Source organism: Allokutzneria oryzae (assembly GCF_042429765.1).
GTDB classification, from domain to species: domain Bacteria; phylum Actinomycetota; class Actinomycetes; order Mycobacteriales; family Pseudonocardiaceae; genus Allokutzneria; species Allokutzneria oryzae.
In genome coordinates, this window is sequence record NZ_JBHLZU010000018.1 from 391857 (window position 1) to 411238 (window position 19382).

Here is a 19382-nt window from a genome sequence, read left to right on the forward strand (position 1 = left end):
AGCCGGTACCTTCGTCACTCGTGAGCACCCCCAATCGAGCGACGACGGCCTACACCCTCTGTCCGGGGTGTCTGGGCACAAGGGAACGCACCGTCGGCCGCTGCGGCATCACCGAGGGGCGTCCGGCCACGCTCGACGAGACCCGCCGCTGCCGCTCCTGCGACGGCCGCGGCCGCCTCCCCGGCCTGGTCGCCCCCGTCTAGGACGCGCCGTCCGGGGTCCGCGTCAGCGGCAGCAGCCGCCAGGGCCGCGGGGCAGTGCGCCACCTCCTCGTATTCCCCGGCAGAACGCGGGCGGCGGCTCGGCGACGCGGCCGACCTCAGCGAGGAGCGCGATCTCCTTCCGGCGCGGTTCTGCGCCGTGCGGGTGTGCTGCCGGATAATTCTCCCGGACTCGGGCGCGGATTTCCTTGACCACCCACTACCGCTAGCCCGCTCACCTAATGTGGCGGCGGGCTAGCCGGGGCCGGGTTTTAAAACGGAGGAGCAGGATCCGCTATCGGCTCAGGCTCCCGCACATACGTTCTTCCCATCGGCGTGGTCCAGATATGGATACCACCCGGGAGCTGGGTTCGTTTCCACCGAGTGTGATGCTTCATCACATGATGTCGTCGGCACTTCGCGCCCAGATCATCCGCGATGGTGTTCGTGCCGTCGAAGGGTTCGCAATGGTCCAAGTCGCAGCGGTGCGCCGGTTGCCGACAGCCGATCGCCACACACGTGACGTCGCGGGCTCTCACCAGGTCCGCGAGGGCGGCTGAGGGACGGTAGTTCGTCCGCCCCACATCCACCGCCACCCCAGTGACGGGGTCGGTCAGGATCCGCTTCCACGTGCCACCCGCCGCGATATCCCGCGCCACATCTGCGGGGATCGGCCCATAACCCGCCAGCATCCCCGGCTCCTGATCCATCCCCATCAACGTCGTGGCGGGGAGGGTGACCAGGACCTTCACCTCACCCTGCGGCGCACCGGTCTCCTTACCCATCAACAGGTCAAACGCGACATCGGCGCGGCGCTGGTCCATGGTCCGCTCATCGTCGAGACCTCGGGCGATGCGGTCGATCCGATCCCACACCAACGCACCCTGGACGGCGGTGAACTGGAACCGCAACGCACACATCGCGTCATCGAGGTTCAGCTTCTCCACCCGGCGGGTGCGCTTCTTCTCCTCATGCCGCCGAGCTGCCGCCTCCGGATCCACCTTCGCGATCAGGCGCTGGGCGCGCTGCCGGATCCGGCTGTAGTGGTGGGTACGGGCGTACTCGATCAACACCGCTTCCACGATCTCCGCCTGCACAGCCGTGAGCGGCTCCAGCTGGTCCACGATCAACAACGCCTTGCCCTGATCGATCCGACCCTCCTCCAAGGCGGCGAGAACGGCGGGGCGGGAGGCGAGGGTTTCGGCGTGACAGATCAGCGTGCTCGCCTTGCGCGAGGAAATCGACAACAATGCCCCGACGTGCGCGTGATTCACCGCGCGGTAGGCGTCCTCGATTGCATCGAGCGTCTCATCCGGGGTCATATTCCCATTCTATCTAGCCAAAAATGGTGATCATGGCTCTATAGGGTGAAATAGCGCCAATTCTTTCACTGCCAGCGGACGGGAAAACAGCATCAAAACTTGGGTGTTCCGGGAAAGGCTGTCGCTAGGTGGAGATCACCGCAGCGCACCGGAGAGGAGACGAGCAGCGAATCGTGGAGTTCCACGTCATGGCCCGGGCAAGCTCGGGTGCCCATGCGGACGGTGTCTCGGGCGACGGCACACCACGACGAGCAGTCACTGGCTGTCCTGGACCCGCGCACCGGCGGGTTGGTCCGGGGACCTGAGCCCGCCACGACCTGCTACGAACGCCAGCGGCCGCGCCCACCGCGAAGCCACCGAGGACAACCGGACAAGCGCTAGGCGGGAATGCGGGTGGCGATGTGGCGGGCGATCTCCAGCGAACTGGTCGCGGCCGGGGACGGGGCGTTCAGCACGTGGACCTGGTGCGGGGCCGTCTCGATCAGGAAGTCGTCCACCAGGCTGCCGTCCGGGTTGAGGGCCTGGGCGCGGACGCCCGACTCCGCCGGGACCAGGTCCGCGGCCGTGATCGCCGGGACCAGGCGGGCGAGACTGGCCGCGAAGCGCTTGCGGGACATCGAGCGGGCCATCTCGTCGATCCCGGTGCGCGTGTGCTTGCGGGCCATCCGCCAGAACCCGGGGAAGCTCAGCGTGCTCGCGACGTCACGAGGGGTGATGTCGCGCCTGCGGTAGCCCTCACGGCGCATCGCGAGCACCGCGTTGGGGCCCGCGTGCACCGTGCCGTCGATCATGCGGGTCAGGTGCACGCCGAGGAACGGGAAGCGCGGGTCCGGAACCGGGTAGATCAGCCCGCGCACCAGGTCGGATCGGTCGGCGCGGAGCTCGTAGTACTCGCCGCGGAACGGCACGATCCGAGCCGCGGGGCGCAGTCCGGCCAGTCTTGCCACCCGGTCGCTGTGCAGACCGGCGCAGTTGACCAGGAAGTCCGCCCTGATCTCCTCCGCAGCCGTCGCGACGACCACTCCATCCACTGTGGACGATATGCCGAGGACCTCTGCGCCGGTGCGCAGATCCGCCCCCCGCGCGCGGAGCCGGTCGACGAGGACCCGGCACACCTCGCGGTAGTCGATGATCCCGGTGCTGCGCACGTGCAACGCCGCGGTGCAGAACACCTCGGGCTCGATCTCCATCGCGGCGGCGGGGTCCAGGAACTCCGCGGGCACCCCGTTGGCCGCCGCGCGCTCCTCCAGCATCCGCAGCTGGGCCAGCTCATCGGGTGCCGTCGCGACCACGAGCTTGCCGCAGACGTCGACGGCGATGCCGTGCTCGCGGGCGAACTCGACCATGGAGGTGTTGCCCGCGACGCACATCTTCGCCTTGAAGCTGCCCGGCTTGTAGTACAGCCCGGCGTGGATCACCCCGCTGTTGCGCCCGGTCTGGTGCCTCGCCCAGTCGGACTCCTTCTCCAGCACCGTGACCCGGTGCCCGGAGGTGGTGGCGAGCTCGTGTGCGACGGCGAGCCCGACGATGCCGCCGCCGACGACCGCGACGTGCACGGGCTCAGACGCGTGTCGGCGCGGCGAGCTTCGCGGTCTTGCGGTGCCTGCGCCGCACGCTGAGCAGGCCGACACCCATGTACCAGACGTCGGCGATCTTGATCCGGGTCCGGTGCTCGCCGTGCGAGGCGCGCAACCGCACCGGCACCTCGATCGGGCGGATGCCCTGCCGCTCGGCGACGTAGACCAGCTCGGTGGTGAGCAGGAAGCCCTGCTCGGTCAGGCGCGGCGCGACCTCGCGCGCCCAGTCGCCGTTGAGCACGAACGTGCCCTGCGGGTCACCGGTGCGCATGTTGAGCACCAGGGTGCGCAGCACGTGGAACCCGGTGGTGGCCACCCAGCGCACGATGCCGCGGCCCACGTCGGACTGGCGGTGCGCCTTGGAGCCGACCACCATCCGGAACCGGTTCAGGTCGACCTTGAGCCCTGCCTCGTACTCGTCGAATCCGAAGGGCAGGTCGTCGGCGGTGATCACGACGACCTCGCCGCGGGTGGCGAGCAGACCGTGCTTCAGCGCGTTGCCGAGGCCCTTCACGCTGGTCAGGGGACGGAGCTCGACGCCGGGAACGGACCAGTCCTTCGCGATGCGCGCGAGCACGTCACCGGTCCCGTCGGTGGATCCGTTCTCCACGACTAGAATTTCGGCGTTGCCACCCGCCAGCTTTTCGCCCAGCTCGCGCACTGTGGCTTCGATGATGTTGGCGCTGTTGTGCGCCGGCACCACGTAGCTGAGTGAGACGGTGGTCCCTGAAGTCGGCACTAAAGCTCCCTGGCACGATATGGCCGCCGGTGGACATAAGTCCGGCTACGGCGGCCCAGACCTTACACGCAGGCTCGACGGGCTCGACCGCAGCTGACTCGCGACGGCCGTCGGCCCCTGTACGAGCAGCTCGCCGCGCGCGGCGCGGTCCCAGGAAGGACTCCAGTGACGGTGACGGAGACCCGCAGAGACGCGGACGCCGCTCCTGCTCAGGAGAACCGGCGACAGGCGACCGAGCGGCTCAGCGGCTGGCGCACCCCACTGGTGGTCTCGGTGGTCGTCGGCCTGCTCGCGTTGTTCCCACTGATCAAGAACCGGATCTTCTACTTCTGGGACGACTCGGCGGCGGCGTTCCTCCCGTACTGGCACGAGATCGGCAACCAGCTGCTCTCCGGCACCTGGCCGGTGCTGCGGCCGGACATGTGGATGGGCGGCAACCTCGCGGGCGAGGCGCAGATCAGCCTGTGGAACCCGGTGTCGCTGCTGAACTACGTGCTCGTGGCGCTGCTGCCGGACCTCGCGGTCGCGGCCACCATGGTCAAGATCGAGTTCATGATCGTGCTCGCGCTGGGCGTGTACTTCCTGGCCCGCGAGTACGGCGCCAAGGAGTTCGCGGCGGCGGTCGTGGCGATCTCGCTGCCGGTCTCGGGCTACACCCTCTACGTCGACGCCTCCGCGTGGGTGGCCGGGCTGATCGGCTTCGCCTACCTGACGCACTTCTGGTGGTCGCTGCGCCGCTTCTCCCGCGGCAGGCTCAACCCGATCGTGCCGTTCGTGTTCGGCGCGCTCGCGATGACCACCGGCAACCCCTACGGCGCGCTCGGCGTGATCGTGGTGCTGCTGGTGATCGGGGTGGAACGCCTGCTGATCAAGGACATCCGGAAGTTCTGGGAGCTGGTGCTCGTCGGCGGCGCGGTCGGGATGACCGGCCTGGTGGCCTTCCTCCCGCTGCTCACCGGCGCGGCGGTGACCTGGCGGCAGCCCTCGGGCATCTACAACAGCGGTTTCATGGTCCCCGGGCTCGGCGACCTGCTGGCGATGTCCTCTCCGACCTACCTGCCCCGCGTGCAGATGTTCGAGCCGGACTTCACCACCTTCCCCATGGCCTACCTGGCCTGGTTCATCTTGCCGCTGGCGCCCTGGCTGTCCTTCCGGGCGATGCGGGCCCGCCTGCGCGAACGCTTCGGCATCTTCCTGTTCGGCACGATCTACCTGCTGATGACGATCGCACCGTCGGACCTGTGGCTGTTCCGGTGGCCCGCGCGGTTGATCCAGTACGTCTACCTTCCGGTGTGCGTTCTGGTGGCCATCGCGCTGTCGGTCGGCCTGCGCACCAGCAACTGGCGGCGGCGGGCGCTCGGCTCAGCGGCGTTGATCTTCGTTGGCACGTACCAGTCCTGGGCGCAGAGCCCGCAGAACATCGAGTGGCACGCGCCCGCGTTCGTGCTCGCGGCGGGCGGCACCGCGGCGGCGGTCTGGGTGGTGTTCAAGCACCGCGCCAAGCTGCTGCCGCCGGTCCTGGTGACCGGCACCGCGCTGGTGCTGTTGATGCAGGTGCTGGTGATGCCGATGAACGGCAACGTCACTCCGTGGTACTTCCCGCACAACGTGGCCGAGCTCAAGGACCGCTTCGCCGACCGCTACACCGGGAACACGTTGCAGGTGGCCGAGATCTGGCCCGCGATCGAGCGGCACGGCTACTCACCGAACGGCGCTTGGCGAGACCTGCTGTTCGGCAACATGTACCACGTAGCAGGGGTGAAGGCGCAGAACAGCTACACCGGCATCGGCTACAACTCGTTCGCGAACGCGCTGTGCATGGAGTACCACGGCGGAGTCTGCCCCGAGTCCTACAACGAGCTGTGGAAGGAGGCGGGCGGCACCGGCAGGACGCTCGCGGACCTGATGCGGCTGGAGACCGTGGTGGTGCTCAACGGCTTCGTGCCGGGATTCGACGCGTCCAGACCGCCCGCGGGCTGGTCGGTCCGCCAGACCACGGACATCGTCACCGTGCTGCACCGCGACGCGAAGATCGACTGGCCGCAGGGCCGCCTCGCCAACGCCGCGCCGGGTGTCCGGGTCGGTGACGACCTCTCGACGGGCTTCACCGGGGAGACGATGAAGTACTCCGGCTCCGGCCGGGTGACCTTCGCGATGCTGGCCTGGCCGGGCTGGTCGGCGACGGTGGACGGGAAGCCGCTGGAGGTGCGGCAGGGACCGGCCGGACTGCTCCAGCTCGACCTGCCGCAGTCCGCCAACGGCACCGTGCAACTGCGGTACTTCCCGCCCGGCTGGAGCCTCGGCATCCCGTTGCTGGGCTTCGGAGTCCTGGTCGGCGTCGGCTTCAGCGTGCTGGTCGCGGTCCGCAAGCGCAGGCCGCGGACCGGCTGATCACGCCAGTCGGTCGCGCAGCAACCGGTAGGTGAGCGCGACGCAGGCGGCGGCGAGGGCGAGGAAGAGCCCGGCCTCGATGAACTGGAAGAGCCAGAAGCGGTCGGCGGGCTGGTAGCTCACGTGTTCGCGGAACCCGAGGGCCTTGAGCTGCTCGATGTCCCGCGAGCCGAACGAGGTCCCGTTGCCGACGCCCGCCTTCCGCATGGCGTTCAGAAACGTGTAGGTGCCCGAACCGTCGGTGAAGAGGAAGTCGATCACCATGCCGTTCCCGACGTCGCTGAAGCTACCGTCGAGCGCGGGAAGGTAGTTCGGCCGCCACCACGCCTGAATCGGCACCACGCAGGCGAGGAAACCGACGACGGTCAGCGTGATCGCACTGAGCACTCGCTTGGTGAGCGCGCCCGCGAGAACACCGAGCGCGAAACCGAAGAGGCACACCGCGGGAAATACCGGAAGGCTCATCCCGAAGATGTCGAACAGCCCCTCCGTCTCGGCGGCGGGCGCGTACCACCACATGTGCGCCCCGCCGATAGCCACGCTGAGGAGCACGACGGCGCCGCCGAGCGCGGCCAGCTTGGTGGTCAACCAGCTCCGCCGGGAGACGCCCTGGGTCCAGGCGTAGCGGTACGTCCGCTGCTCCAGCTCCCTTGCCAGCAGCGGAGCACCGAGGAAGACCCCGGCCGCCATGGCGAGCACCGGCAGCAGCACCGAGAAGTTCAGCACGCCGTTGACGGCGATCGGCCAGTCCCCGCAACCGTCACCGGCTCCGCCCCCGAAGCAGGACGGCAGGACGTCGGGGGCGAGCTCCCCGCGCATCGTGGTGCCGAGAACCAGGAAGTGCGCGGCGATGCCAAGAAAGGCGACAGCCAACGAAAAAATGGCAAGGCGATGCTGCCGCCAGGTCATCCACAGCATGGAAGAACCTTTCGAAAAAGAAAGAAAGCGATATCAGGAAGACTTGTTGCGCACGGCCCAGAAGGCCACCGCGAAACAACACGCCGCGAGTCCGACGTACATTCCCAGTTGAATGATCTGGTAGTTCCAGAAGGCGTCGGCGGAGCTGCCCGACGCCAGCACGAAGGGCCGTCGCACCAGGACTCGCTCCGCGCCGAGCACCACGAGGTGCCCGATGACCACCGTGGCCATCGCGGGCACCGTCCGGCCGAGCACCGCGCCCGCGGCGGTGCCGAGTGCGAAGGTGAACAGGCAGGCGGCGGGCAGCGCGAGCAGGCCCTGGCTGGCGATCGCGAACCAGCCGCGCTCGGCGGCGAACGGCTCGTACCACCACGTGTGCACGGCGGCGTAGCCCGCGCTGAACGCGGTGACGGCACCGCCGAGCATCAACGCTTTCGTTGTCAGCCAACGGTTCCGCGATACCGCCTGGGTCCATGAGTAGCGGTGGGAGCCGTGCTCCAGCTCGGCGGCGAGCAGCGGTGCGCCAGCGAGCATGCCCACCGCGATCGGCAGCGGGGCGAAGCCGTTGTTCACCTCACCCAGGCCGCGCAGGAACCCGGGAACCCCACCGACCACGGTGCCGCCCCAGACCAGCAGCGAACCGTTGCCGCTGAGCTCCGCGGCCAGGAAGACCGCGCCGAGCACCGCGAACAGGCCCGCGAACCCCGCGACGACCCAACGGTGCTGGCGCCAGGCGACCCAGGTCATGCCACGGTCTCCGGGGTCGGCCGGTACGCCATGGACAGGTACTGCATGACCAGCGTCTCCAGGTTGACCCGCTCGACCCTCCACTGTGGATGGTCGACCGGGCGGGCACCGCGCACCAGCAGGGTCGTGCGGTCCACGTCGTCCTCGCGGTGAACCACGTCCTGCCCGGCGGCGACCTGGTCCGCGGTGGGCACCGGGCCGATCAGCAACCGGTGCTGGTCGAGCAGCTCGTCGATGTCGCCGACCAGCCGCAGCTGCCCGTAGTCGAGCACGACGAGGTAGTCGCACAACCGCTCCAGCTCGGAGACCACGTGCGAGGAGAGCACGACGGTGCAGCCGGTCTCGGCCTTCGCCGCCATCAGCGCGGACATCATCTCCTTGCGCGCCAACGGGTCCAGGCTGGCCACCGGCTCGTCGAGGATCAGCAGCTCCGGCGTGGTCGCCAGCGCGACGGCGAGCGCCACCTGCGCGCGCTGGCCGCCGGAGAGCTCGCCGACCTTGCGGTCGAGCGGGATGTTGCGCTCCCGCAGGCGCTCCACCGCGATCTGCTGGTCCCAGCGGGTGTTGAGCATCCGGCCCGCGGTGAGCATGTCGCGCACCTTGAAGTTGCGGTAGAGCGAGTGCTCCTGGTCGATGTAGGCGACCCGCTCCAGCACGCTGTTCGGCCCGACCGGCTCGCCGAGCAGCTCCAGCTCCCCCTCGGTCGGCCGCAGCAGGCCGACCATCATGTTCATCAGCGTGGACTTGCCCGCCCCGTTGGGCCCGACGAGGCCGACGACGCGGCCCGCGGGGATGCGCAGCGAACAGTCCTTCAGGCCCCATTTGCGCCCGTATCGCCTACCCAGCTTCTTGGTGGCGATCGCCGTCTCGGTCATCGTTCTCCTCAAACACCAAACTCGTCAGTACGGAACTCGTGCAGCACGGTGGCGACCAGTGCCGCGACCCCGTCGGCGTCCATTCCCGCCTCGTAGGCTTCCGCGAGCCACTTCTCCAGACCGGCCCGGAGCTCGGCCTGCTTCAGCACGGGAAGCCCGCCGAGACCGCGCTCGACGAACGTGCCGAGGCCCGGCCTGCCCTTGACAAGGCCCTTGTGCTCCAGCTCCCGGTAGGCCTTCAACACCGTGTTCGGGTTGATCACCAGGGTCTTGGCCACGTCCTTGACCGTGGGCAGGCGGTCGCCGACCCGGAGGTGCCCCAGCCGCAGCGCGTGCTCGACCTGGTGGACGAGCTGCCGGTACGGCGGGACGCCGGTGCCGACCTCGACCCGGAACTCGATCACGCGGTTCCCCCATAGATCTATTTACCTACGACCATAGGTTAACTGTTCCTCCATTCGGGGCACAGCCGGGTACCAAGAAGTCGAACCACGTCCTGAAAGAGCAGGTCAGAGGGGTCTATCCGCGACCGGGCCTGGCGCCGGGCACGTAGGGCAACAGCGCGCGGGTGTACTTGGTGATGCGGTCGGCCCCCTGCCGCCAGGTCGTCCCCTTGGGGAAGGTGGAGAACACCACGACCACGCTGCGGTCGTCCTTGCCGACGGTGCCGGTGGTGTGCAGCAGCGGGCTGGCGAAGTCGACCTCGTCCTCCTTGGCCGCCGCGACCGGCCCGGCGACCCGGGGCGAGCCGAGCGAGCAGTCCTGCCCGGCAGGCGGGGTCGCGCCCCAACCCGACCACCCCTGCTTCGCGCTCCACGGCTGACCGAAGGCGCGGGGAATTCCGAAGGACTGGTCCCACGCGTCCTCGCCGCACCTCTCCCACATGTGCGTGTTGGTCATGATGAAGTCGCGGTACTTCGCCGGGGCCTCGTCGAGAATGTGGTTGTAAACGCGCACGACGTCGGCGGGTGTCAAAGCGGTGTAACCCCACATTCCGGGCTTCTCCGGTGGACGCGTCCCCTTCAGCCCGACGCGCTTGACCATGCGCGCCACGATGTCGGTGTACCCACCGCGCACCCAGAAAACGCTGGCCGCGTAGTCCCAGCTTCCGCGCAGCATCGCGCGAAGGTAGAGGATGTCGTTGCGCTCGGCGTCGGTCTTCGCGTTCTCCAGGACCAGCACCGGGTCGTGCTCGTACAGGTGGTCGAGCGCGATCAGCAGCTTGACCACCGACGCGGAGCGATAAGGCTTGTCCACGTCGCGTTCGACGGAGAACCTCGCGCGTTGGCGGTCGTAGACGGCGACCGCGGCGGTGATGTCGACGGACTCGGCGACAGCCGCGGGCGCCATGCCCACGACAAGGGAAAAGGCAGAAAAAGCAACAATTGTTCTACGCACGGCGAGAACATAGAACACCGCCACAGAAAAGAACGCCCCGAGGGGCGTACTTCGCCCAGAAGTGAATGGCACGAAAGTCAAGAAACGGGATACCCCGCTCAGGTACGGGGCTGTTCCTGCTCGGATTCGCCGCGTTCACCAACCAGAGCTTCGTGCGGCGAGTGCGGCCGGCTCCCCCGTCTTCGTGGGCGCCTGGGCGCCCCGATACGCGAAACGGCGGTGACGACCGAGGCCGTCACCGCCGTTCGGCGATTCCTCCGTCAGACGGCCGCGACCGCGGTCGCCGAGACGGTCGCCTCGTGCACGGCGCGGTGGGCGGGCAGGATCGCCTTGCGCTCCGCGTCCACCCCGTCGCCGGTGGCGAGCAGGTTGAGGAAGTGGTCCAGCTGCGCGGCGAGCGGCTCCGCGCTGTGCTGGATGGACGGGATCTCGATCACCGTTTGCTGCCGGTAGCCGACGCCGTCAGACGCGGGCGAGTCGGCGACGTGCCGGTAGATCGTGATCCCCTTGCGCAGCAGGTCGACCTCGATCAGCCGGTGCAGCTCCATGATCGCGATCTCGCGGATCTTGCGCTGGCTGATCCGGCTGGCCGAGATGGTGGCCAGCGCGCCGTTGGCGAAGGACATGGTGGCGTCCGCGCTGTCCTCGGACCGGTTGGACTTCGACTGGGTGTGGAAGTAGCCGAAGGAGCCCTTGACCGAGTCCGGCTCCTGGCCGGTGAAGCCGATCGCCAGGTCCACGTCGTGGATCAGCAGGTCGGTGGCGACACCGGTCTTGATCCGGGACACGAACGGCGAGTGCCTGGTCGCGTTGATCTGCACGACGTCGCCGATGAACTGCTTGGCGGTCAGCACGGCCGGGTTGAACCGCTCGAGGAACCCGCACACCAGCGGCAGGCCGCGCTGCTCGGACTCGGCGACCAGGTCGGCGGACTGCTCGTAGGTGGCCGCGAGCGGCTTCTCCACCAGCAGCGGCTTTCCGAGCTCCAGCACCCGCTTGGCCAGCGCGTAGTGCGCCTCGGTCGCGGCAGCGACCACGACGGCGTCCACATCGGACAGGCTGTCGAAGTCCGGCGCCCACGACGCGCCGTGCTTGTCCGCGAGCAGCCGGCCGGACTCCTGGCGCGGCTCGATCAGCTGGACGAAGTCGGCGCGCGCGGACTGGGCGAGCACGCGGGCGTGCAGCGAGCCCATCTGCCCACCGCCGATGAGGGCGATCCTGGGGTTGCTCATGCGCCGAGCACCTCCCGCACGGTGCCGACGACCCGCTCGACGTCGGAGTCGGTCAGCTTCGGGTGCACCGGCAGCGACAGCGCCTGCTGGGCGACCCGCGCGGTGACCGGCACGTCGGAGGCGATCACGCCGGGGTGGTCGCGGTAGCAGTCGTAGTCGAAGACGACCTTGGGGTAGTAGATGCCGTTGCCGACACCCTTCTCGGTCAGCTTCGCCGACAGCTCGTCGCGGTCGACCGCCGCGTCCGGGCCGACCAGCACGGTGTACTGGTGCCAGACGTGGGTGCGGTCGGCGAGCACCTGCGGCAGCCGCAGGCCGGGCACGTCCGCCAGGCCCTTGGACAGCGCTTCGGCGTTGCGCTGGCGCTGCTCGGTGACCGTGGCCAGCTTCTCCAGCTGCGGGATTCCCACGGCGGCGTGCAGGTCGGTGAGCCGGTAGTTGTGCCCCGCGACCTCGTACTGGTACCGGGCCCGCATGCCCTGGTTGCGCAGCACGCGCAGCCGGTCGGCGAGCTCGTCGTCGTTGGTGGTGATGACACCGCCCTCGGCGGTGGTGATGTTCTTCGTCGCGTACAGCGAGAAGCAGCCGAGCCCGTAGCTGCCGGCCTTGTTCCCGGCGAAGCTGGCGCCGACGGCCTGCGCCGCGTCCTCGACCAGGGCGAGGCCGTTGTTCTGGGCGAGCGGCGCGATGCGGCTCATATCGGCCATCTGCCCGTAGAGGTGCACCGGCATCAGGACCTTGGTGCGCGGGCCGATCGCCGCGGCGACGGCGTCGGGGTCCACGCAGAAGTCGTCCTCGGAGATGTCGGCGAAGCGCGCGGTCGCGCCCGCCTCCAGGATCGCGTTCAGCGTGGCGACGAAGGTGAAGGGGGAGGTGACGACCTCGTCGCCCGGCTTCAGGTCCAAGACCTGGATCGAGGCGACCAGCGCTGTGGTGCCGCTGTTCACGGCGACGGCGTGGCGGACTCCGGCGACCTCGGCAAAGGCATCCTCGAACCGCTTGACCATCGGTCCCTGGGCGATGACGCCCGAACGCAGGACCTCGATGACCAGCGGCTCCGCGTCGGCGACGTCGACGACGGTGATGGGGATCATTCACTCGTCTTTCGGCTCGGCAGGACCAACAGGGGCGTCCGGTACAGTGCCCGACCTGGCACTGTCCTGACGCGCCGCCACGTTACCGATGTGTTGCCGGTCTCCCTGTGCTGGGCCTGTGGCAACTCGTACCCCTGAATGAGGAACGGCTTCCCATGGATGACCACGAGTCCTTGATTGCTCACACACGGGACATGGTCGGGCCGCGGTGAGCCGAGTCAGACGGTTCGCCTCCCAGGACGCACTGCTCGGCGCGGGGGTCTTCGTCACCTCGCTCGGCATCCTGCTCTTCCGCTTCCTCGTCCCTCGACCGGTCGGGTTCTCCGACAACGGCGACGGCTGGCGGGTGCTGTGCCAGGTCGGCGCCCACGAGCTCGGCGGCCCGTCCACCGACTTCTTCGTGCGGTTCCACTACAAAGCCACACCGGTCTGCCCGGACGTGAACTACGTCACCAGTCACCTGTGGCCGGCGAAGCTGTCCCAGCTGGCCGGCAGGGTGCTCGGCACAGCACCCGGCCTGAATCTCGTGCTGCTCGGCGGTGTCTACTGCCTGGCGGTGGCCACCGGCATCACGCTCGTCGTGATGGGCCTGCGGACCGCATTGCGGTGGCGACTGGTCGCCGCAACGGCCCTGCTGCTCCTGCTCGGCGACTCCGCCTTCTTCGGCTACTTCGCCTCGGTGACCACCGAGGGAGCTTCGTTCCTCGGCATCACGGTGACGGTGGGCGGACTGCTGCTGATGTGCCGGGACGGCCGGTGGCGCTACACGGGCGCGGCGGTGACCACAGTCGGGGGCGTCGTACTGTGCAACACCAAGATGCAGGCCGTCATCCTGCTCCCGTTCCTGGTCGTGGCGGTACTGCTGCTGCGGAAGGGCGGGCAGCAGGGCTGGGCGCGCTGGGGATTGCCCGTGCTGGTCGCCGTCGCGGTCAGCGGTGTGACCGGATTCCTGCAGTTGTCCTCCGCGACGGGGCTGCCCGGAAGCGACACCCGTGAGATCAACTCGTACCACGCGGTGTTCAACACCGTCCTCGACGGCAAGCACGACGCGAGAGCCGATCTGCGCGCCCTCGGCCTGCCAGAGTCGTTCGAGAGGTACCGGGGCACGATGCATTGGGGCCCGGGCAACGCCCAGAACGACCCCCTCTGGCCGCAGTACCGGGGGAAGTTCACGGCGGAGAACCTGATGAACTTCTACTTGACCCATCCCTGGCGAACGGTCGGCATCCTGGACCGGGCTGCGGAGGACCTGCTCACCCTCCGCCCCGAGGCATCCGGCAGCTTCGGGGAGAACCAAGGCTTCGCGCCGAAGGCCCAGGAGTGGCGGGTTCCGGTTCTCTCTGGCCTGATGCGCCTGGCCGCACCGTTCGGCCTGGTCGTGTTGCTGCCCCTGTGGCTGATGACGGGCTACGCGGCCGTCCGGTTCTGGCGGAACCGGCGAGAGTTCTGTGTGATCGTGCTGATGGTGCTCTGCATGGCACTGGTGCAGTTCCTGGTCGCAGGGCTCGGCGAGGGCATCGAAAACGTCAAGCACCAGGTGATCGCGGCATTCGCCACGATGTTCGCGGGCATGATCGCGGCGTTCGGTCTGTTCCCAAGGCCGGACGAGTGGTCGGGCCGCGTCGAGAAGCCGACCGAGCCCGCCGACGAAGTCGGTGTCAGCGAGTTCGTCACCGCCTGAACCCACGGACCGGCGCGCTTGCGTCCCCCGTTCTCGGGGATATGGGATACGACACGGTGCCGGAGTGCGAACGCCGGGGCCCCCGGAAGCGAATACAGAAGTGATGGACGCTTCACGTTCGCCCCTGGAGGGCACGGCGACGCGCCTGTGGCAGCAGGAGCGGACGCCGCAGCTGAACGTGGTGCTCACCGAGGTGGTGAGCACCACGAGCGCGGTGTGGGCACTGGGCTTCCTGGTCACCCGGACCGGCTTCACGAGCAAGGCGCTGCGGCACGACCCCGACGGCTGGCGCGAGGCAGGGATTCCCGACATCGGCCGGATCACCGCCGCGACCGCGCCCGGCGACGAGATCTGGGCGGCCGGGAACAACGGCAGGCTGCTGCACAACCCCGGCACCGGCTGGCGGCGGGTGGACAGCCCGTTCCCCGCCGACTCGCACGGCTCCTACCTGGGCATGACGCATTTCGGCCCGGACAGCGTGTGGGCGGTCGGCGACGCGTGCCGCCGCTCGGACAACCACCGGCGCGGCGTGGTGCAGCACTGGGACGGCCACCGCTGGACCGAGCTCACCGTGCCGGACCTCGGGGAGCACTGGGGTCTGTCCGGGATCTCCGGCACCTCCGCCACCGACGTCTGGGCGGTGGGCTGGGCGTTCGAGGACGGCCTGGAAACCGCCGTGGTGCTGCACTACGACGGCGACTACTGGCAGCGGTTCGCCACCCCGGTCGAGCCGGGGCTGGAGCACAGCCTCCAGGACGTGGCCAGCATCTCGAACACCGGCGAGACCGTCGCGGTCGGCTACCGCACCGACGCGACCGGGGCACGCACGCCGCTGGCGATGGCGTGGACCGGCTCCGGCTGGCGGACCACCGCGGCCCCGAGCGACGAAGGCCAGCTCAACGCGGTGGACGGACGCATCTCCGTCGGCTACTCCGAGGGTGACGACGCCTACGCGGCCCGCCTCGCCAAGCGGACCTGGCACCGCCTGCGCACGCCGAGGCCGCTGGGCCCGCGCGGCAGGCTGACGCTGAACGGGGTGCTGGCGCTGCCGGACGGCGGCGCACTCGCGGTCGGCGTCGAACGGCTGCCGCTGCCGGCGACGGAGACGCTGCGACCGCTGGTCCTGCGCTGCTCGGTGACGGCGCTGCGTGACCTCGGGCTCGGTTTCGGGCACCGCCGACACGTGACGGGCGAATAGCACAGATCTTTCACCCGGGTGTCCTAATAGAGCGTTTTCCCGCCGATCGGCGCAGGACCGGATGCGTTTCCCGAGGAGACGGCCGGTAGCCTCCAGGGGCCCGGACTGGGCTTTTCCGGGGAAGGCCCGCAGCACGGCTGCGGCACGCAGACGTACGGGACGAGCGAGCACTGTGACGGACCTCAGCGACGAAGCCGCCGGTCGCAGCCCTGTGGCGGCCCGGTGAGCGGCCCGCTGGTCGCCGACGGCGCGCGCCTGGTCGACGCGCCGACGGGCACGGTGCTCGACGGCGCGGAGCTCCAGGCGCGGATCACGGCGACCTCGGTCAAGCTGGCCGCGTTGCCGACGGGCGTCCTGCTCGCGCTGACCGCCGTGGACCTGCCGAGCGTCCTTCGCTACCTGGGCGCTTTCCAGGCGAGACGCGCTGTCGCGGTGATCGGGCCCGACCTGGACGCCGAACCGCTGAACAACCTTGTCGAACGTTTTCAGCCTGCCGCGGTGCTCGGGGTCGACCCGGCGGCTGAGGTTCCGAGCGGCTACGCGCCCGCCGACCTGACCGGCCCGGCCTGGGTCCGCGAGAACCCCGAGGGCGTCGCGCCGCACCCGGACCTCGCCGTGTTGCTGTCGACCAGCGGGTCCACCGGCAACCCCAAGCTCGTGCGGCTCTCCCGCGAGGCCGTGCTGTCCAACGCGCGAGCCATCGCCCAGGTGCTCCGGCTGGACGCGCGCGAGGTCGCGCCGACCAGCCTTCCGCTGCACTACGCCTACGGCATGTCCGTGCTGAACAGCCATCTGGTCGTCGGCGCCTCGGTGCTGATCGAACCGAACGGCGTGACCGCGCCGTCGTTCTGGCAGGCCGTGGACGAGCACGGCGCGACCTCGCTGGCCGGGGTGCCGTACCACTACGAGCTGCTGCACCGGGCGGGGTTCGACCCGGCACGGCACCCGTCGCTGCGCACGCTCACCCAGGCGGGCGGGCGGTTGCGGACCGACCGGCTGACCGAGTTCGCCGGGCGGATCGAGGCGGTCGGCGGCCGGATGTACGTGATGTACGGCCAGACCGAGGCGACGACGCGGATGGCGGTGCTGCCCGCGGAGCGGCTGGCGGCGAAGATCGGCTCGGCCGGGCAGGCGCTGCCGGGCGCGGAGTTCACCATCCGGCCGCTGGACGACGAGCCCGCGCAGGCCCAGGGCGAGGTGGTCTACCGGGGCCCGAACGTGATGATGGGCTACGCGGAGAACGCCGAGGAGCTGGCAGGGCCGGACGAGCTCGGCGGCGAGCTGGCGACGGGCGACCTGGGTTACCTGGACGAGGAGGGCTTCCTCTACGTCACGGGACGGCTCAAGCGGATCGGCAAGGTCTTCGGCAACCGGGTCAACCTGGACGACCTGGAACAGCTGCTGCGCGGCCACGGGGTCGCGGCGGCGGTGCCCGGTGACGACGACCGCGTGGTCGTCTGGCTGGAGGACGCGGACGCCGAGGCGTGCACGGCGGCGGCGAAGGAGCTCTCCGAGCGGCTCCACCTGCACGTCTCCGGGTTCCGGGTGCTGTCGGCCGAGCGGCTGCCGCTGCTGCCGAGCGGGAAGATCGACTACCGCGCGCTGGAGGAGCGATGAGTCGCGGCCCTTGTTCCGGTTACCCCATCACGGTGAATCCGATGACACTTCGACGCGCGGGGCAACCGGGGGCTGAACCAGACGTCTTTGAGGTGGTGAGCGCTGTGCCCGGGCCTGCCCCGTGGCGTGCTGCCCTCGCCCGGCCCCCACAGGGTCCGGTCTCGTCATCGCCGTCGCGTCGACAGTCATCACGCGCCGCCGTGGTCTTCGAGGCCGCTGTCACCGGCGCCGGGCATCTGACCAGGGTTGGCGGGTAGTCGCAGCATGCTGTTCAGGACGAAGAAAGCCAACGGGAGCAACGGAGGTCCCATGACCGTGCAGGACGAGGCCGCGCCGGACGCATCGGCAGCGCCCGCCCCGCAGCCGGGCCCGAGCTCCGGCAAGGCAGTGCTGATGACCTGGCTGCGCAGAGGCCTGCTGGTCCTGGTGCTCGCCGCGGCCGCCTGGGCGCTCTACACGAACTGGGACGGCGTCAGCAAGACGCTGGTCGCGGTCCCGTGGCACTCCACCGCGCTCAGCCAGCTCGCCGTCGTGCTCGGCATCGCCGCGGGCACGCTGGGCTGGCAGACCATCGTCGACGGTCTCGGCAAGCCGATCGGCGCCTTCCGGGGCGCGCAGATCATGCTGGTCGGCTCGCTCGGCAAGTACGTCCCGGGCTCGGTGTGGGCCTACCTGCTGCAGATGGAGCTGGGCCGCCAGGCCGGCCTGCCCAGGGCGCGGGTCTTCACCGCGACGCTGATCAACCTGGGCGTCGGCGTGGTGGCCTCGCTGCTGCTCGGCGTGCTCGCGCTGCCCGTGATGCTGAGCTCCACGCCCGGCCTGATGTGGCTCTACCTGGCGCTGCCGATCGGCCTGATCGCGCTGCACCCCAAGGTGCTGACCTGGGGCGCCTCGCTCGTGCTGAAGCTGCTGAAGAAGGCGCCGCTCGACCACGTCCTGCCGTGGAGCACCGTCGGCCGCTCGCTGGGCTACGCGCTGCTGTCCTACGTGCTCTTCGGTGTGCACCTGTGGCTGCTGTCGATCAGCTCCGGCCCGGTCAGCGTGCGCGTGCTGCTGCTGTGCGCGGGCGCGGCGGCGATCGGCATGACGGTCGGCCTGATCGCGTTCATCCTGCCGTCCGGGGCCGGTGCCCGTGAGCTCGTGCTGATCTCGGCGCTGAGCACGACGATGCCGGTGGAGCAGGCGCTGGCCTTCACCGTGGTGTCCCGCCTGATGTTCACCATCGCCGACATCGCCATGGCGGGCGGCGCGGCCGGCCTGGCCCGCTGGCAGATGTCCCGCAAGCCGGCGAACGCCTGAAACACCAGGTCAACTACAGTGCGGGGCCCGCGAAGCCACCTTCGCGGGCCCCGCGGCCTTGTTACGGTCGGCGCATGACTGACAACGGGGGGTTGTACGTCGCACCGGTGGAACCGGTGGATCCGAGATGGCGAACCGAATGGACCACGCCTCCGACCCGCGAGGAAGCGAGCCAACCGGGAACGCTGCGCATCAACCGGGACAAGATCCCGGCCGCCATCGACCTGTTCCGCAACATCAAGCAACGCATGGACAAGCTGACCGTGGAAGCCCAGCGAGCTTTGAAGACGGAGCCGATGGCTGACGACAGAGTCAGCATGTACGTGTCGGAGCAGCTGACCGCCAAGGGACTGACCGATCCGGAGTGCGCCTACAACGCGATCAAGGCGTTCAGCACGCAGCTCCAAGGCATGATCGATCGACTGGAAGCGACACAGCGCACGATGACCACCATCGAGGACACCAATCGTCAAGGACTGCAGGGCGGTCACCATGGCTGATCCCACCCCGCGTCGCGGGTTCGCCCTGCTCGGGCTCGCACTGCTCGCCCTGCCCCTCACCGGCTGCGTCACCGTCGTCGCGGGCGGCGACACCGCCACCACGACACCGACCACGCCTGCGGTCCAGCGGCCACGCGTCCTCGACATGACCAACATCGACCCCTGCACACTGCTGACGCCTGAACAACAACGCACCTTCGGCATCGATCTACCACCCAGCCCCGACGACAGCGCCGTTCACCAGGCCAAGTCCTGCTACTTTGCCAATGAGAAAGGCTTTGAAGGCCTCAGCTTCACCCCGATCCCGCACAAGGGCATCGACCAGTTTGCTCCCGGCAAGGTCAACGCCGAGGTTCGAAACCTCACTGCCAGCGGCTTCCCCGCCAAGGAGAACTTCACCCCTCTCAGGAACCCTGATCTTCCACGCTTCTGCTTCGTCATAGTCGACGTCGCCCCAGGCCAGGTGCTCGAAACCCAGTACACCGAAACCGCACGCAGTGGGCCGCCTGTGCTCACCCGCGATGACGTCTGCAAGCGTGCGGCTCAGGCGGCTGATGCGGCCATCACCACGCTCATGAACAAGAACTGACAAGT

Annotated in this window: 18 protein-coding genes; 8 read left to right on the forward strand and 10 right to left on the reverse strand. The window is 69.2% G+C overall.

Annotated features, from left to right (window positions below):
• Positions 1 to 20: 20 nt before the first annotated feature.
• The gene (locus ACFFQA_RS21020) at positions 21 to 203 is read left to right on the forward strand and encodes a hypothetical protein (RefSeq protein WP_377854711.1); all 183 of its coding nucleotides are present in this window, start codon (positions 21 to 23) and stop codon (positions 201 to 203) included.
• Positions 204 to 472: 269 nt separating this feature from the next.
• On the opposite strand, the gene ACFFQA_RS21025 is transcribed toward ACFFQA_RS21020, so the two are convergent.
• The 3 genes from ACFFQA_RS21025 to ACFFQA_RS21035 all read right to left on the reverse strand — a co-directional run bounded on the left by ACFFQA_RS21025 (position 473) and on the right by ACFFQA_RS21035 (position 3838).
• A complete protein-coding gene (locus ACFFQA_RS21025; RefSeq protein WP_377854713.1) occupies positions 473 to 1522 on the reverse strand; it encodes an HNH endonuclease signature motif containing protein in 1050 nt (349 codons plus the stop codon).
• Positions 1523 to 1899: 377 nt separating this feature from the next.
• On the reverse strand, positions 1900 to 3078 hold the full coding sequence (gene lhgD / locus ACFFQA_RS21030) for an L-2-hydroxyglutarate dehydrogenase (protein ID WP_377854716.1): 1179 nt from the start codon (positions 3076 to 3078) through the stop codon (positions 1900 to 1902).
• 4 nt (positions 3079 to 3082) lie between these two features.
• Positions 3083 to 3838: a glycosyltransferase gene (locus ACFFQA_RS21035; RefSeq protein WP_377854718.1), complete on the reverse strand. Its 756-nt coding sequence runs from the start codon at positions 3836 to 3838 to the stop codon at positions 3083 to 3085.
• Between the two features lie 171 nt (positions 3839 to 4009).
• Here ACFFQA_RS21035 and ACFFQA_RS21040 point away from each other — a divergent pair, with 171 nt between their 5' ends.
• Complete coding sequence (locus tag ACFFQA_RS21040) at positions 4010 to 6229, forward strand: glycosyltransferase family protein (protein WP_377854721.1); 2220 nt, start codon at positions 4010 to 4012, stop codon at positions 6227 to 6229.
• Here ACFFQA_RS21040 and ACFFQA_RS21045 read toward each other — a convergent pair whose 3' ends face one another.
• The 7 genes from ACFFQA_RS21045 to ACFFQA_RS21075 form a co-directional block, all read right to left on the reverse strand.
• Positions 6230 to 7102: an ABC-2 membrane transporter-related protein gene (locus ACFFQA_RS21045; protein ID WP_377854724.1), complete on the reverse strand. Its 873-nt coding sequence runs from the start codon at positions 7100 to 7102 to the stop codon at positions 6230 to 6232.
• Positions 7103 to 7180: 78 nt separating this feature from the next.
• The gene (locus tag ACFFQA_RS21050) at positions 7181 to 7894 is read right to left on the reverse strand and encodes an ABC-2 membrane transporter-related protein (RefSeq protein ID WP_377854726.1); all 714 of its coding nucleotides are present in this window, start codon (positions 7892 to 7894) and stop codon (positions 7181 to 7183) included.
• Positions 7891 to 8769 (reverse strand): ABC transporter ATP-binding protein, encoded by an 879-nt coding sequence (locus ACFFQA_RS21055; protein ID WP_377854729.1) that lies wholly within the window; start codon positions 8767 to 8769, stop codon positions 7891 to 7893. Before ACFFQA_RS21055 ends, ACFFQA_RS21050 begins: the two co-directional genes overlap by 4 nt.
• Positions 8770 to 8777: 8 nt before the next feature.
• On the reverse strand, positions 8778 to 9173 hold the full coding sequence (locus tag ACFFQA_RS21060) for a GntR family transcriptional regulator (RefSeq protein WP_377854732.1): 396 nt from the start codon (positions 9171 to 9173) through the stop codon (positions 8778 to 8780).
• A gap of 115 nt (positions 9174 to 9288) precedes the next feature.
• Complete coding sequence (locus ACFFQA_RS21065; protein ID WP_377854735.1) at positions 9289 to 10119, reverse strand: hypothetical protein; 831 nt, start codon at positions 10117 to 10119, stop codon at positions 9289 to 9291.
• Positions 10120 to 10427: 308 nt separating this feature from the next.
• Entirely contained in the window at positions 10428 to 11399 is a 972-nt protein-coding gene (locus ACFFQA_RS21070; RefSeq protein WP_377854738.1) for a Gfo/Idh/MocA family protein, read from the reverse strand.
• Entirely contained in the window at positions 11396 to 12493 is a 1098-nt protein-coding gene (locus ACFFQA_RS21075) for a DegT/DnrJ/EryC1/StrS family aminotransferase (RefSeq protein WP_377854741.1), read from the reverse strand. The genes ACFFQA_RS21070 and ACFFQA_RS21075 overlap by 4 nt, the downstream gene beginning before the upstream one ends.
• Positions 12494 to 12701: 208 nt before the next feature.
• Here ACFFQA_RS21075 and wsfD point away from each other — a divergent pair, with 208 nt between their 5' ends.
• The 6 genes from wsfD to ACFFQA_RS21105 all read left to right on the forward strand — a co-directional run bounded on the left by wsfD (position 12702) and on the right by ACFFQA_RS21105 (position 19377).
• Positions 12702 to 14174: a glycan biosynthesis hexose transferase WsfD gene (gene wsfD / locus ACFFQA_RS21080; protein WP_377854744.1), complete on the forward strand. Its 1473-nt coding sequence runs from the start codon at positions 12702 to 12704 to the stop codon at positions 14172 to 14174.
• A 103-nt stretch (positions 14175 to 14277) separates the two neighbouring features.
• The gene (locus tag ACFFQA_RS21085) at positions 14278 to 15372 is read left to right on the forward strand and encodes a hypothetical protein (protein ID WP_377854747.1); all 1095 of its coding nucleotides are present in this window, start codon (positions 14278 to 14280) and stop codon (positions 15370 to 15372) included.
• A 222-nt stretch (positions 15373 to 15594) separates the two neighbouring features.
• Entirely contained in the window at positions 15595 to 16989 is a 1395-nt protein-coding gene (locus ACFFQA_RS21090) for an AMP-binding protein (RefSeq protein WP_377854750.1), read from the forward strand.
• Between the two features lie 309 nt (positions 16990 to 17298).
• The gene (locus tag ACFFQA_RS21095; RefSeq protein WP_377854752.1) at positions 17299 to 18288 is read left to right on the forward strand and encodes a lysylphosphatidylglycerol synthase domain-containing protein; all 990 of its coding nucleotides are present in this window, start codon (positions 17299 to 17301) and stop codon (positions 18286 to 18288) included.
• Positions 18289 to 18362: 74 nt separating this feature from the next.
• Entirely contained in the window at positions 18363 to 18788 is a 426-nt protein-coding gene (locus tag ACFFQA_RS21100; protein WP_377854755.1) for a hypothetical protein, read from the forward strand.
• Entirely contained in the window at positions 18781 to 19377 is a 597-nt protein-coding gene (locus tag ACFFQA_RS21105; protein ID WP_377854758.1) for a DUF3558 family protein, read from the forward strand. Before ACFFQA_RS21100 ends, ACFFQA_RS21105 begins: the two co-directional genes overlap by 8 nt.
• Positions 19378 to 19382 lie beyond the last annotated feature (5 nt).